This is a genomic window from Halobaculum halobium, from assembly GCF_030127145.1.
Taxonomy (GTDB): domain Archaea; phylum Halobacteriota; class Halobacteria; order Halobacteriales; family Haloferacaceae; genus Halobaculum; species Halobaculum halobium.
The window spans coordinates 1,652,620-1,665,185 of record NZ_CP126158.1 but is presented as its reverse complement, the minus strand read 5'-3'; the positions used below and the strand labels follow the sequence as shown (position 1 = coordinate 1,665,185).

Annotated in this window: 11 protein-coding genes and 1 tRNA gene; 7 read left to right on the top strand and 5 right to left on the bottom strand. The window is 70.2% G+C overall.

Annotation, left to right across the window (positions count from 1 at the left end; genetic code table 11):
- Positions 1–43 precede the first annotated feature (43 nt).
- Entirely contained in the window at positions 44–1,201 is a 1,158-nt protein-coding gene (locus P0Y41_RS08680; RefSeq protein ID WP_284060971.1) for an NAD(P)/FAD-dependent oxidoreductase, read from the top strand.
- 117 nt (positions 1,202–1,318) lie between these two features.
- Here P0Y41_RS08680 and P0Y41_RS08675 read toward each other — a convergent pair whose 3' ends face one another.
- A complete protein-coding gene (locus tag P0Y41_RS08675; RefSeq protein WP_284060970.1) occupies positions 1,319–1,798 on the bottom strand; it encodes a DUF5518 domain-containing protein in 480 nt (159 codons plus the stop codon).
- A 203-nt stretch (positions 1,799–2,001) separates the two neighbouring features.
- Here P0Y41_RS08675 and pheS point away from each other — a divergent pair, with 203 nt between their 5' ends.
- From pheS to P0Y41_RS08660, 3 genes are all read left to right on the top strand, one after another.
- Positions 2,002–3,498: a phenylalanine--tRNA ligase subunit alpha gene (gene pheS, locus P0Y41_RS08670; protein ID WP_284060969.1), complete on the top strand. Its 1,497-nt coding sequence runs from the start codon at positions 2,002–2,004 to the stop codon at positions 3,496–3,498.
- Entirely contained in the window at positions 3,498–5,303 is a 1,806-nt protein-coding gene (pheT, locus tag P0Y41_RS08665; protein WP_284060968.1) for a phenylalanine--tRNA ligase subunit beta, read from the top strand. The genes pheS and pheT overlap by 1 nt, the downstream gene beginning before the upstream one ends.
- 118 nt (positions 5,304–5,421) lie before the next feature.
- On the top strand, positions 5,422–5,868 hold the full coding sequence (locus tag P0Y41_RS08660) for a universal stress protein (protein WP_284060967.1): 447 nt from the start codon (positions 5,422–5,424) through the stop codon (positions 5,866–5,868).
- Between the two features lie 86 nt (positions 5,869–5,954).
- On the opposite strand, the gene P0Y41_RS08655 is transcribed toward P0Y41_RS08660, so the two are convergent.
- Together P0Y41_RS08655 and P0Y41_RS08650 are read right to left on the bottom strand one after the other, a co-directional pair.
- On the bottom strand, positions 5,955–6,515 hold the full coding sequence (locus tag P0Y41_RS08655; RefSeq protein WP_284060966.1) for a GNAT family N-acetyltransferase: 561 nt from the start codon (positions 6,513–6,515) through the stop codon (positions 5,955–5,957).
- Entirely contained in the window at positions 6,512–6,880 is a 369-nt protein-coding gene (locus P0Y41_RS08650) for a universal stress protein (RefSeq protein ID WP_284060965.1), read from the bottom strand. Before P0Y41_RS08650 ends, P0Y41_RS08655 begins: the two co-directional genes overlap by 4 nt.
- Before the next feature lie 123 nt (positions 6,881–7,003).
- Here P0Y41_RS08650 and P0Y41_RS08645 point away from each other — a divergent pair, with 123 nt between their 5' ends.
- The 3 genes from P0Y41_RS08645 (at position 7,004) to cgi121 (ending at position 10,935) form a co-directional block, all read left to right on the top strand.
- Positions 7,004–7,852, top strand: a complete 849-nt coding sequence (locus P0Y41_RS08645) for a DUF5806 family protein (protein WP_284060964.1) — start codon at positions 7,004–7,006, stop codon at positions 7,850–7,852.
- A 69-nt stretch (positions 7,853–7,921) separates the two neighbouring features.
- Positions 7,922–10,420 carry an ATP-dependent DNA helicase gene (locus P0Y41_RS08640; RefSeq protein ID WP_284060963.1) on the top strand — a complete coding sequence of 833 codons (2,499 nt, stop codon included), beginning with the start codon at positions 7,922–7,924 and terminating at the stop codon, positions 10,418–10,420.
- The gene (cgi121, locus tag P0Y41_RS08635; RefSeq protein WP_284060962.1) at positions 10,417–10,935 is read left to right on the top strand and encodes a KEOPS complex subunit Cgi121; all 519 of its coding nucleotides are present in this window, start codon (positions 10,417–10,419) and stop codon (positions 10,933–10,935) included. Before P0Y41_RS08640 ends, cgi121 begins: the two co-directional genes overlap by 4 nt.
- Before the next feature lie 37 nt (positions 10,936–10,972).
- Here the strand turns inward: cgi121 and P0Y41_RS08630 are convergent, their stop codons facing one another.
- Both P0Y41_RS08630 and P0Y41_RS08625 read right to left on the bottom strand, forming a co-directional pair.
- Complete coding sequence (locus P0Y41_RS08630) at positions 10,973–12,271, bottom strand: hemolysin family protein (RefSeq protein ID WP_284060961.1); 1,299 nt, start codon at positions 12,269–12,271, stop codon at positions 10,973–10,975.
- Between the two features lie 178 nt (positions 12,272–12,449).
- Positions 12,450–12,522, bottom strand: a tRNA-Gln gene (locus P0Y41_RS08625).
- Between the last annotated feature and the right edge of the window lie 44 nt (positions 12,523–12,566).

Sequence of the window (12,566 nt, the reverse complement as noted above, 5' to 3'; positions counted from 1 at the left end):
GGTGGCGGCAACGTTCTTGTGAGTCGATAGCATGGGTATGCCTATGCACGTCGCCGTCGTCGGCGGTGGAATCGTCGGCGTCGCCAGCGCGTACGAACTCGCCGTCGACGGCGCCGATGTGACGCTCCTCGAACGTGGGAGCCTCGGCGCCGGCAGCACCGACCGCGCGCTGGGCGGCATTCGCGCGCAGTTCTCCACCCGCGTCAACGTCGAACTCTCGGTCGCCTCCATCGAGGTGTGGGACGGCTTCGAGGAGCGCTTCGGCGTCGACATCGACCGCCGGCGGACGGGCTACCTCTTTTGCACCCGCGACGGCGACACCGCCGACGGCTTCGCCGAGCAGGTCGCCATGCAACGCGAGTACGGCGTCGAGAGCCGCCTCGTGGCCCCCGACGAGGCGGCCGAGTTGTGTCCCGGTCTTCAGTCGGAGGAGTTCGTCGCCGGCACCTTCTGCCCGACGGACAGCTTCGCCGACCCGCACCTCGCGCTCCAGGGGTACGCCGGCGCCGCCCGCGAGGCGGGCGTCGAGATCCGGACGAACACGCCCGTCGCGGGACTGGACCCCCGGGAATCGGGCGTCCGGGTCGAACTCGCCGGGGAGGCGACCGAACCGATCGACGCCGACTACGTCGTCAACGCCGCCGGCGCGTGGGCGCCGCGACTCGCCGAGACCGCGGGCTACGACCTCCCGATCGTCCCGCACCGGCGCCAGACGGCCGTCGTCGAGCCCGAGCGACCGGTTCCGGAGTCGGACCCGCTGGTCATCGACGCCGACACGACCGCGCACTTCCGGCCCGAGCGCGACGGGCGCGCGCTCGTCGGCGGGCACTTCGCGGAGGCCGATCCGATCGTGACCGACCCCGATCGCTTCTCCGAGAAGCCCGACACCGAGTGGGCGGTGGAGGCCGTCGAACGCGCCGGCAGAGTGGCCGACTACTTCGGTCCCGAGACCCGTCTCGCGGGCGGGTGGGCCGGGCTGTACGCGGTGACGCCCGATCACCACGCGATCGTGGAGGAGTCGGTGCCCGGCGTCGTCACCGCCGCGGGGTTCTCCGGCCACGGCTTCCAGCACGCGCCGGCGACCGCGCGGACGGTCGCGGAACTGGTGCTCGACGGCGAGGCGTCGACCGTCGACGTGTCCGGGCTCGACCGGGGACGCTTCGAGCGCGGCGAGAGCCGGATGGAACGGAACGTCGCGTGAGTGGCCTCTCGGGTGGATGAAAAAGCGGAAAAAGCCAGAAGAGCCCGCGGGCAGGCTCTCGAGTGAACGGGCTCCCGAGTGAGCAGGCGGTCGGGAACCGGGTGTCGACCCGGCCGATCAGACGCTCGCCGATTCGTCGATCGGCTCGTCGAACTCGGTCACTTCCGAGTCGAGATCGGACTCGGCGTCCCGAACGTCGCCGTGGAGCCGGGCGGGGTCGGTCTCGACGGGGCGGGCGAACTCCTCGTTGAGCAGCGCGCCGACGAAGCCGCCGGCGGCGCCGAGGACCCCGCCGTAGACGACGGTGAACAGCAGCGCCACGAGGAAGACGGCGACGGCGACGAGGAGCGCCGAGCGCTGGCCGGGCCCGACGATGACGAAGATCGACGCGATGAGCGTGACAAGCACCGCGCCCGGAACCGCCGCCAGCAGGCCCGAGAGTCCCCCGACCTTCGCGCCCTCGGTCCGGTCGGGGCCGTGGAGGTAGCCGGCGACGCCCCCGCCGATGACCGGCGAGAGCGGCAGAAAGAACGTCACGAGCGAGACAGCCGCGCCGATGGCCGCGTGTTTGAGGGAGTCGGTGCGTGAGGAGTCCATAGCTGGTAGACGCCGGTTGCGAGCATAAGTAGCGCTGCGACGTGGGGTAACAGCCGACAGGATCCGCGGCGGCGGCCGAGCGGTCGCCGCCACGTGAAACCGACGCGGGTCGCCGTGCGCGGGTATCGGCCGGTTCCCGTCCGAACGACGCGTACCGGAACGACACGACTAACCACCGACCACACGCACACGGACACAACCGAATGCGACTCCCACAGGCGCAGGTCGCGTTGCTGGAGGCCGCCAGCGCGACCGATGCGAAGACGATCGAACAGCTCGCAAGCGAGACGGACCTGAAACCCGAGACGGTCACCCGCGCCGCCTTCGACCTCCGAGACGAGGGTCTCGTCGCCGTCGAGGAGCGCGTCGAGGAGTCGGCAGCGCTCACCGACGAGGGAGAGACGTACCGCGGCGAGGGACTGCCCGAGGTCCGCCTGTTCCGCGCTGCACGCGAGGCGGGCGGGGACATCGGGATGGGCGAGGCCGTCGGCGCCGCCGGGCTGGAGGGGCCGGAGGTCGACATCGCGCTCGCCAACTACGCCCGGAAGGGGTACGGCGTCGTCGACTCCGGCGAGGTCTCTGCCGAGGCGGACGCCGACCCCGAGGCCGACGCCGAGGCCGCCGCGCTCGACGCGGTCGATGACGGCGACGCGGTCGACGACGCGGACGTCCTCGATCGACTGGAGAGTCGCGGGCTCGTCGAGGTCGACGAGCGGACCGTCCGCTCGGTCACGCTCACCGACGAGGGCGTCACCGCGTTGATGGAGGGCGTCGAGGCCGCCGAGACGGTCGACCGCCTCACGCCGGAACTCCTGACCGGCGGGGAGTGGGAGGACGTGGAGTTCGCCGAGTACAACGTCGAGGCCGACGCCCCGGCCGTCGAGGGCGGCCGCGAGCACGTGCTCCGCGGCATGTCCGAGCGCGTGAAGGACGTGCTCGTCGGCATGGGGTTCCAGGAGATGGACGGCCCGCACGCCGACGCGGACTTCTGGATCAACGACTGCCTGTTCATGCCGCAGGACCACCCGGCGCGGACCCACTGGGACCGGTTCGCGCTGGACGTGCCGCCCGTGGCCGACCTCCCCGAGGGACTCGTCGACCGCGTCGAGACCGCCCACCGGAACGGCGTCGGCGAGGACGGCGACGGCTATCACTCGCCGTGGTCCGAGGACTTCGCGCGCGCCGTCGCGCTGCGCGGGCACACCACGTCGCTGTCGATGCGCTACCTGTCGGGGTACGCGAACGCCGACATCGACCCGCCCAAGCGGTACTTCTCGGTGCAGAAGGCGTACCGCAACGACACCCTCGACGCGACACACCTGCTTGAGTTCTACCAGATCGAGGGGTGGGTGATGGCCGAGGACCTCTCAGTGCGCGATCTGATGGGCACGTTCGAGGAGTTCTACCGCCAGTTCGGCATCGAGGAGATCCGGTTCAAGCCGCACTACAACCCCTATACGGAGCCGAGCTTCGAGCTGTTCGGCGAGCATCCCGAGACGGGCGAGGAGATCGAGATCGGGAACTCGGGCATGTTCCGCGACGAGGTGCTCGAACCGCTCGGGATCGACTGTGACGTGATGGCGTGGGGGCTCGCGCTCGAACGGCTCGCCATGCTCACGACGGGCGCGGAGGACATCCGCGACCTGCACGGCACACTCGCGGATCTTGAGTTCCTGCGGAACGCGGAGGTGACCTACTGATGCCAGTCGTCGACATCGACACGGACGAGCTTCGAGGATTGACCGGCGAGGAGAAGAGCGACGAGGAGTTCAAACAGGACCTGTTCGCGCTCGGGTTGGAGTACGAGGGAGACACCGACGACGGCCTGCTCCAGTTCGAGTTCGGCCCCGATCGCCTCGACCGGCTGTCGGTCGAGGGCGTCGCGCGCTCGCTGCGCTACCAGTACGGCGCCGACCGCGGCGTGTACGTCCCGAACACGAACGACGCCGACTGGACCATCGAAGTCGACCCCTCGGTGCCCGAGGAGCGGCCGTACGTCACCGGCGCGGTCGTCCGCGGCGTCGAACTCGGCGAGTCCGGCCTGGAGTCGCTGATCCAACTGCAGGAGAAGCTGCACGCGACGATGGGGCGCGGTCGCGCGAAGGGCGCGATCGGCGTCCACGACCTGACGATGCTGAAGGGACAGGCGCTCACCGAGGAGAGCGAACCCTCCGGCACCATCGACGCCGCCTCCGCGGATCTCGCCGCGACCGAGAAGACCATCACCTACCGCGGGGTCGAGCCCGCAGGCGACCGGTTCGTCCCGCTGGACGCGAACGCCGAGCTGACGCCCGCGGACGTGTTGGCCGAGCACGACACGGGCGAGAAATACGCCGATCTCGTCGCGGATCTTGACCGATATCCCGCGATCTACGACGAACTCGGCCTGTTCTCGTTCCCGCCGGTGATCAACGGGAAGCGCACGGAAGTCGACGCGGAGTCCCGCGACCTGTTCATCGAGCTGACCGGGACCGACCAGTGGACCATCGACAAGATGTGCGTCATCCTCTGTTATGCGCTCTCCGCCCGCGGCGGCACCGTCGAGGAGGTGCAAGTCAGGTACCAAGACGGCGCGACGTACCCCGACGAGTACGGCCCCGACCTGATCCGACCGGATCTCGACACCGACGAGAAGTCCGTCACGCACGACCGAATCGAGACGATGCTCGGCGTCGAGTTGGAGCGCGACGAAGTCGTCGACCTGTTCGAGCGCTCGGGGCTCGACGCCGCCTACAGTCTGGGCGAATCGGAGACCGTCTACGACGTGACGATCCCGCCGTACCGCGTCGACGTGCTCCACCCGCTCGACCTCGTCGACGACGTCGGGCGCGCCTACGGGTTCAACGAGCTGGAACCCACGTACCCCGACATCGGCACCATCGGCGGGCGCCACGAGCGCTCCCGGCTGGAGCGGGCGGTGCGCACGAGCCTGATCGGCCTCGGCTTCGAGGACATGCTGAACTTCCACATGACCGCGGCCGCGGAGAACTACGACCGGTTGCGGCTCGACGAGCGCGAGGCGGGCGCGGATCTCGCGGACGCGCCGCTCGGTTCCGAGCCGCGCGCGGAGATCACCAGCCCGTACAGCGAGGACTACACCCAACTGCGGACGTGGGTGCTCCCCTCGCTGGTGCAGGTGCTGGAGAACAACACCCACCGGAGCTACCCGCAGGATCTCGCGGAAGTGGGCTTCGTGGCACACCGCGACGACGAGGAGAACACCCGCGTCGCCGAGGACCACCGCGTCGCCGCCGTGCTCGCGCGCACGGACGCGACCTACGAGGACGCGAAGGCGCGCCTGCAGGCAGTCTGCGACGACTTCGACGTCGACCTCTCGACGCCCGCGACCGAGCACCCGAGTTTCATCCCCGGACGCGTGGCCACGGTCGTGATCGACGGCGACGCCGTCGGCGTCGTCGGCGAACTCCACCCCGAGGTGCTCGTCGACCGGGACATGGAGGTGCCCGTCGCCGCCTTCGAGTTCTCGCTGTCGGCGCTCGAGTGAGCCGGCGACGCGACCGCCGATCGACGGGGGGTCGATCCCCGGAGCCCTCCCAGTGCGTCGGAGGATCGCGACACGCGCGAGGGGAACACCTTTCACGCACTCCGACGCAGGCATCCGTATGAGCCTGACCGTCGAGCGCGTGTTGGTCCCCGTGGACGGGAGCGACGAGTCACTGACGGCGGTCGAGTACGCCGTCGCCGTCGCCCAGCGGTACGACGCGCAGGTCCACGCCGTGTACGTCCTCGGAGAGGAGGTCGTGCGCGCCATCGAGGAGGACGTCGTCGACCAGTCGGAGGTCGCAGAAGACACCGAGGCGTTCACCGACACGGTTCGCGAGATCGCCCACGCGGAGGGCGTCGATGTGTCCAGTTCGATCGCGTACGGCTTCTCGACGAAGCGCAAGACCACCCACCCCGGGTCGGTCATCCTCGACACCGCCGAGGACGTCGACGCCGACTTCATCGTCATCCCGCGCGAGCCGCTGACGGGTGAGCCCGGCGAGGTGCTGGAGAAGGCAGCCGAGTACGTCCTGCTGTACGCGAGCCAGCCCGTGCTGTCGGTGTGACGTGAACAGCGGCGGCGGAAACAGGCGAGAACAGACCGACAGCACGGAACGCAGAGGAACTTCGACTCGGCGTGAAGGCGGACTCGCTACGCCGGATCGACCAGTCGTGTCGTCATCTCCAGTTCGAACGACTCGGCGTCGCTCGTCTCGAACCCGATCTTCTTGTAGAGGCCGACGGCCGCGCGGTTCCACCGCTCGACGGTGAGCCACACCTTGTCGACGCCGTTGGCGGCGCCGTGGCCCAGCAGCGCCTCCATCAGGTTGGTGCCGATTCCGGCCCCCTGATACGCCTGAAGCACGAAGATCGCCAGCTCGTAGGCGTCGCCGTCGGGGACGAGCGTCGCGTGGCCCGCGACGGTGTCGCCGTCCCACGCGACGACGTTGTACCCGTCGTCGCCGAGGATCGTCTCCAGCCACGAGCGCACGTCTGACTCCCGACTCGGGGGGATACCCTGTGCGCGGTCGGCCGGATCGAACTCCGTGTACATCTCCACGAGCGCCTCGAACTCGTCCTCGCCGGCCTCTCCCGCGGCCGCGGGCGGATACGGCCTGACCTCGATGTCCCGGTCCTCGCGGTCCGCGAACGACACCGGCGGCGCCTCGAACGGGCCGGCGGGCTCGTCGGGGTAGACGCGATCGCCGTTCATCGGACCAGTTTCACCGAGACGTGGGAGTTCAGCAGGACGAATTGTGCGATGCTTCCGAGGTTGATCTTCCCCATCGGGCTGGTCTGCCCCCCGCCGATCGCGATCATGTCGAAATCCTCGTCCTCGGCGATGGCGACGAGCTGACTGCCCGCGTCGCCCTCGACCCGCCGTACGTCGGCGTCGATCCCCGCGTCCGCGAGTACCGTTCGGACGCGATCGTCGACCGCCGCGGGCGACCGGTCGGACCGCGGATTCTCCACGATCGCGACCGTGAGGTCGTCACCGGCGGCCTGCGCCCGCTCGACGGTGTCCTCGAGGGCGCGCAGCGAGTCGTCGCTCCCGCCGATGCCCAGCAGTACCTTCATGCGCCGACGGTCGGGAGGACCGGACAAAAGCGTGCCGCCGAGGGCGTCGCGTCCGGCTGTCGTCCGCCGGTCGACGGCCGCGGTGGGGACGGGTTTTTCACGGTCGCTCGGCTACGAGGCTCCATGACAGACGACGCGGACCACGGGGGCGACGGCGACGCTGCCGCCGACGCGGCCGGGGCCGACGACGAACGCGCGGCCAGCGACGAACCCGCGACCGACGGCGGCGAGGGGGTCGCCGACGAGACCCCCACCGAGGAGGCGGCAGCCAGCGGGCGCATCGCCGAGGGGGACGACGTCGCAGACGACACAACTGCAGGCGACGGCGCTTCGGGCGACCGTGCGACGGACGACGACATCGCGGACGACACTGCCGACAACGGCGACGATGCCGGATCAGTTCCCGGGCCGGACGTGGGCGCCGATGCGGCCGAGGAGCCCGACGAAGACGTGCCGGGCGACGTTGCGAAGTACGACCGCTTCCAGAAGATGGAGCGTGCGGAGTACGACCGCGTCAATGAGTTCCTCCGGGACCGGACCTACGTCACCGCCCGAGAGTGGGCGATCGCACGGCTGTGTGCGGATTTCCGGACGGAGACGGGCGTCGAGATGACGAAGATCGGCGAGAACCTGCCCCGGCTCGTCCCGTTCATGACCGACACCTACACCCCGCAGGCGGTGAACCAGGCGCGCGCCTCCTTCGAGGAGAAGGTACGCAAGGCGGGCGCGACGTTCCTCTACGGCGCGATGTCGGGCTTCTTCACCGCCGAGGACCTCGACGACGTGATGTACGAGTCGACGGAGGTGGCGAAGTTCCTACTCGAGGTCGAGGGCGCCGACCTGGCCGTCGAGGAGGAACTGGCCGCCGAGGACAAGATCTCGTCGGTGATGCGCGACGTGCGCGAGGCGAGCGCGGAGGTTCGCGGCGAGGAGGTCAAGTGCCCCGAGTGCGGGCACGTCCACGAACCGTAGCCCCCGACCGAAGCCGTTCTCGTCCCGTCCTCCGACAACTTAAACCCGAGACCCCCGCTACCTCGGGTAATGAGACCCTCCGATCTCTCGACCCTGCCCGACGGCGTCCCCGAGGCGCTGGAGGCGGAGGGAATCGAGGAGTTCTATCCGCCGCAGGCCGAGGCGGTGGAGGCCGGCGTCGCCGACGGCGAGAGCGTCGTCGCCTCGGTGCCCACCGCCTCCGGCAAGACGCTGATCGCGGAGTTGGCGATGCTTTCGGCGATCGCCCGCGGCGGGAAGGCGCTGTACATCGTCCCGTTGCGCGCGCTCGCCAGCGAGAAGAAAACCGAGTTCGAGCGCTGGGAGGAGTTCGGGATCGACGTTGGCGTCTCCACCGGCAACTATCAGTCCGACGGCGAGTGGCTCGCCAGTCGCGACATCATCGTCGCCACGAGCGAGAAGGTCGACTCGCTCATCCGAAACGGCGCGCCGTGGGTGAACGACCTCACGTGCGTGGTCGCCGACGAGGTCCACCTCGTCGACGACTCGGGACGGGGGCCGACCCTCGAAGTGACCCTCGCGAAGCTCCGGAAGATCAACCGCGACCTGCAGGTGGTCGCGCTCTCGGCGACGGTCGGCAACGCCGGCGAAGTCGCCCGGTGGCTCGACGCCGCGCTCGTCGAGTCCGACTGGCGCCCCATCGAACTGAAGACGGGCGTCCACTACGGCAACGCGGTCAACTTCGACGACGGCAGCCAACGCGAGGTCCCCGTCGGGAAGGGACAGAAGCCGACGGCCGCGCTCGTCGCCGACGCCCTCGACGAGGAGGTATCGGGGCGAGGCGGCTCCTCGCTCGTGTTCGTCAACTCCCGACGCAACGCCGAGGGCGCCGCCAAGCGGCTCGCGGACGTGACTGCGAGCCGGCTCGCACCCGACGAGCGGGCCGAGTTGGAGGAGCTAGCGAAGAAGATCCGGGACGACTCCGACACCGACACCTCCGACGACCTCGCCGAGTGCGTGCGCGAGGGCGCGGCGTTCCACCACGCCGGCCTCTCGGCGACGCAGCGCTCGCTCGTCGAGGACGCCTTTCGCGACCGACTCGTGAAGTGCATCAGCGCGACCCCCACCCTCGCCGCCGGCGTCAACACGCCCGCCCGGCGCGTGATCGTTCGCGACTGGAAGCGCTACGACGGCGAGTTCGGCGGGATGCAGCCGCTGGACACGCTGGAGGTCCACCAGATGATGGGGCGCGCGGGCCGCCCCGGGCTCGACCCCTACGGCGAGGCGCTCCTCCTCGCGAAAGACCGCGACACGATGGACGAGCTGTTCGAGCGGTACGTCTGGGCCGACCCCGAAGAGGTCCGCTCGAAGCTCGCCGCCGAGCCGGCGCTGCGCACGCACGTGCTCGCGACCGTCGCCTCGGGGTTCGCCACGACCCGAGCGGGCCTGCTGGAGTTTCTGGATCGAACGCTGTACGCGAGCCAGACGGGCGACGACGCCAGGCTCGGCGAGGTGACCGACCGCGTGCTGGAGTACCTGGCGGCCAACGACTTCCTCGAACGCGAGGACGGCACCCTCACCGCGACCGGCATCGGCCACACCGTCTCGCGGCTCTACCTCGATCCGATGTCCGCGGCGGAGATCGTCGACGGCCTCCGCGAGGGCGTCGAACGCGCGGGCGACGCGGGCGGCACCGCCGACGCGTCCGCGACGGCGACCCAGCGGACCCGGCCCGCCGGCGACGGCGAGGTCCCCGAGGACGCCGCAGAGGCGTCGTTCGTCACCGGAACCGACCTCGTCGCTGACGACGGCGCAGACAGCGCTGACGACGGCGACGATGGGGGGCCCGAAGACACCGATGCCGCCGACGGCGACGCCGACCGCCCGACGCTCACGCCGCTGGGGCTGTACCACCTCGTCGCGCGGACGCCCGACATGTACCAGCTGTACCTGAAGTCGGGCGACCGCCAGACGTACGAGGAGCAGTTCTACGAGCGCGAGCCGGAGTTCCTCGGCCGGGCGCCCTCGGAGTTCGAGGACGTGGCGTGGGAGGACTGGCTGGCGGCGCTCAAGACAGCGCGGCTGCTAGAGGACTGGGCCGGCGAACTCGACGAGGACACCATCGCCGAGCGCTACGGCGTCGGCCCCGGTGACATCCGGGGGAAAGTCGATACCGCCGAGTGGCTCCTCGGCGCGGCCGAACAGCTGGCGAACGAGCTCGACCTCGACGTGGTGCTTGACGTCCGGGAGGCGAAGAAGCGCGTCGAGGACGGCGTCCGCGAGGAGCTGCTCGACTTGACGGGCGTGCGCGGCGTCGGTCGCAAGCGCGCCCGCCGGCTGTTTGAGGCCGGGATCGAGACCCGAGCGGAGCTGCGCGAGGCCGACAAGTCGGTCGTGCTCGGTGCGCTCCGCGGGCGCGAGAAGACCGCGGAGAACGTCCTCCAGGCGGTCGGCCGACAGGACCCCTCGATGGACGGCGTCGAGACGGACGCGAGCGCGTCGGCCGCCGCGACCGCGGGAAGTCGGACGACCGGCGAGGACGGCGACGAGGACGAGCCCGGTCAGGCCACGTTCGGTGATTTCTCGTGAGACTCGTCGAGGGCGAGGCGAAGATCGACGACCTCGACGCGTTTCTCGACGAGGTAACGGCGATCGGCGCCGAGACCGGCTGCACCGTGCAGGCGTTCGACGCCCGCTACGTCGTCGACCGCGCGCACCTCGAACGCGCGCTCGCGCTGGCGGACCGCGCCATCGACCGCGGGGAGAACGTCGCCCGCGACCGCGGGGTCGAGGTCATGCTGTACGCCGCCGGGCGCCGACAGATCGACCGCGCGCTTACCATGGGGGTCTCCGAGGGCGACCGCCCAGTCGTCGTGCTCGTCGCCGCCGGGGCAGCCGTCGCAGGCGACGCGAAAGGCGAGCGCGAACGAGCGGCCGCGTCGAGGGTCGATGACCTGCTGGCGCCGGCAGACACGCTCGGCGAGTACGACGGGGAACTCGTCCGCGACTACTTCGACGTGTCCGACGCCGAGTTGGCGGCGACGGCGGGGACGCTCGCGGACGTGATCCGCGAGCGCGTCGCGCTGCTGGACGTGCGGAAGTAGCGACCGCCGGACTCGTCGCCGGCGGTGAGGGTGCGACTCACGCGGGCGGATCGCCCGCGTCCGCGTCGGTACCCCCGAGTTCGACGAACATCCGTCGGATCCGTTCGCCGTCGATCTGTTCGATGGTCACCGCGATCCCGTCGAGTTCGATCCGTTCTCCGGAGCGGGGGACGCGCCCGAGTCGGTGGTAGACGTAGCCGGCGAGCGTCTCGGCCGCAGCCGGCGCGTCGGCCGCCATCGCCGTGCCGAACACGGCGTCGAGGCGGTCGAGGAACACGTCGCCGCGGACGATCACCCCGTCGGCGACCGCGCGGATGCTCGCCTCGCTGCCCACGTCGAACAGGTCGCCGACGATCTCCTCCAACACGTCCTGCACCGTCACGAGCCCCACGACGGCGCCGCCGTCGTCGACGACCAGCGCCATCTGGACGCGCTCGTCTTGCATGCGGGTCAACATCGTGTCGATCGGCTCGGACGCCGGAACCGACAGCGTCGGCGTCGCGAGCCGCTCGATCGGCACCGACTCGTCGAGCGCGAGCGCCCGCTCCAAGTCACGCAGGTCGACGATCCCGCGAGGCTCGTCGAGCGTCCCGTCGTACACCGGGAGACGAGTCACCCGCTCGTCGGCCGCCAGCGTCGCCGCGTCGCGGATCGAGGTCGTCGCGTCGACGGCGACGACGTTCCCGTGCGGGACCATCACGTCGCTCGCGGTCACCTCATGGAGCCCCAGCACCGACTCCACCATCTCCCGCTCGCCGGCGTCGATCTCGCCGCCGCGCTCGGCCGTGCGCACCAGCGCCGCCAGTTCGTCGCGGGTGACGTACGGCGCTTCGATCGCCGTCTCGCCGCCGACAACCGTGCTCAGTCGTCTGGTCACCGCGTCGAAGGCAGTCACGACCGGCCCCGCCGCGCGCTGGAATCGCCGGAGCGTCGGCGCCGTTCGGAGCGCCCACGTCTCGGCGTTGGCCACCCCGTAGGACTTGGGCACGATCTCGCCGAACACCAGCACCATCACGGTCAACACGAGCGTCGCGACCGTGACGGCGATCCCCGTGGGGAGCGCGGCGACGAGGATCGCCGTCGTGATCGACGACATCGCGATGTTTACGACGTTGTTGCCGACGAGGATGGTCACCAGCAGGCGATGCGGATCTGATCGAAGCGCTTCCAAGAGGGTTCCCGCCCGCCCGCCGGTCTCGGCGAGCGAGCCGATTCGGTGGCGCTCCACGCTGAATATCGCGATCTCGCTGCTCGAGAAGAACGCCGAACACGCCAACAACACGAGAATCGCTCCCCCGCCGAGCACGCGAACAGAGAGCGGATCGACCGTGACCATGTGCGGAGGAGACGCCCCGTCACTAAATCGGTCGGGGGCGCCGGACGGCCCGCTCTGGTGGGGTGGCAGCGGCGGCTCACGGTGGATCGCGAACACCCCCTCGTTTCCACTGGAGATCGCGTTGCGCGAGCGGCGCTCGCGTCGAGTCGAAACGTGACGGGCGCGGAGAAACCGGGAGTAGTCCCAGAAGGATTCGAACCTTCGTCGTTGCCCCCAGAAGGCAACAGGATTGGCCACTACCCCATGGGACTGCTCGGGATCGCGTCGCCGTGCACCCGGTGATTGTTGGCTGGAG

What these genes read in the sequence shown, in the direction of transcription:
- P0Y41_RS08640 (WP_284060963.1), top strand. Translation starts at nt 7,922, where the DNA reads ATGAGACCCTCCGATCTCTCGACCCTGCCCGACGGCGTCCCCGAGGCG.
- pheT (WP_284060968.1), top strand. Translation starts at nt 3,498, where the DNA reads ATGCCAGTCGTCGACATCGACACGGACGAGCTTCGAGGATTGACCGGC.
- P0Y41_RS08680 (WP_284060971.1), top strand. Translation starts at nt 44, where the DNA reads ATGCACGTCGCCGTCGTCGGCGGTGGAATCGTCGGCGTCGCCAGCGCG.
- P0Y41_RS08675 (WP_284060970.1), bottom strand. Translation starts at nt 1,798, where the DNA reads ATGGACTCCTCACGCACCGACTCCCTCAAACACGCGGCCATCGGCGCG.
- P0Y41_RS08655 (WP_284060966.1), bottom strand. Translation starts at nt 6,515, where the DNA reads ATGAACGGCGATCGCGTCTACCCCGACGAGCCCGCCGGCCCGTTCGAG.
- P0Y41_RS08650 (WP_284060965.1), bottom strand. Translation starts at nt 6,880, where the DNA reads ATGAAGGTACTGCTGGGCATCGGCGGGAGCGACGACTCGCTGCGCGCC.
- P0Y41_RS08660 (WP_284060967.1), top strand. Translation starts at nt 5,422, where the DNA reads ATGAGCCTGACCGTCGAGCGCGTGTTGGTCCCCGTGGACGGGAGCGAC.
- pheS (WP_284060969.1), top strand. Translation starts at nt 2,002, where the DNA reads ATGCGACTCCCACAGGCGCAGGTCGCGTTGCTGGAGGCCGCCAGCGCG.
- P0Y41_RS08645 (WP_284060964.1), top strand. Translation starts at nt 7,004, where the DNA reads ATGACAGACGACGCGGACCACGGGGGCGACGGCGACGCTGCCGCCGAC.
- P0Y41_RS08630 (WP_284060961.1), bottom strand. Translation starts at nt 12,271, where the DNA reads ATGGTCACGGTCGATCCGCTCTCTGTTCGCGTGCTCGGCGGGGGAGCG.